This window comes from Vibrio sp. D173a (genome assembly GCF_030248475.1).
The window spans coordinates 1-931 of the sequence record NZ_JAHGAH010000474.1 but is presented as its reverse complement, the minus strand read 5'-3'; the positions used below and the strand labels follow the sequence as shown (position 1 = coordinate 931).

Here is a 931-nt window from a genome sequence, read left to right as displayed (position 1 = left end):
AAAAAGATTTAGTACAAAGTTATAACCTAAACATCATGCAAACGATAAACTAACCGCGCAACTCGAAAGCAAAAAAGCAAAACAAAAAACCAATAAACAAACAAAAATCAGCACAAACAAAATGAAAAAGCTCACAATGCACGCCGATATTGGATTTTCACGTTTGACGCTCAGAATAAATTACGGTAAATATGGTGTTAACAGTTTATTTACGGATATTTGTGCCATGACGTTTTCTTTTTCTCGACTGCTGAAACTTCTCCTTATCGTGAACCAATCGCGTGGGTAAGTTGTGGGTCAAGAACTGCACAAATATTAAAACCCGCGCTAAGCGGGTTTTTTTGTAACTAAGCTCATTAAAAGAACATCATTCTCAATAATATTTTGGATAGCAATCGATACGATATCGATATAAGGAAGCACCCATGAACGATCAAGTGATAATTTTTGATACGACTTTACGAGACGGCGAGCAGGCACTAGCTGCAAGCCTGACAGTAAAAGAGAAGTTACAAATTGCTTATGCACTTGAAAGACTCGGTGTGGACGTTATCGAGGCTGGTTTCCCAGTTTCATCTCCAGGTGATTTTGAGTCTGTGCAAACCATCGCAAAGAACATCAAAAACAGCCGTATTTGTGCTCTTTCTCGTGCTGTTGCCAAAGATATTGATGCAGCTGCGGAGGCTTTGAAAGTTGCTGAAGCATTTCGTATTCATACCTTTATCTCAACTTCTACAGTCCACGTACAAGACAAGCTTCGTCGTAGCTACGACGACGTGGTTGAGATGGGTGTTAAAGCGGTAAAACATGCTCGTAACTACACTGATGATGTTGAATTCTCTTGTGAAGATGCAGGTCGTACACCAATTGACAACCTGTGTCGCATGGTAGAAGCCGCGATTGATGCAGGCGCAAAGACCATCAACATTCC

The 931-nt window shown here is 40.6% G+C and carries 1 pseudogene; it reads left to right on the top strand.

Going from position 1 to position 931, the window contains the following annotated elements:
- Positions 1-425 precede the first annotated feature (425 nt).
- Positions 426-931 (top strand): annotated as a pseudogene (locus KIV40_RS26850) (2-isopropylmalate synthase); the annotation flags it as partial.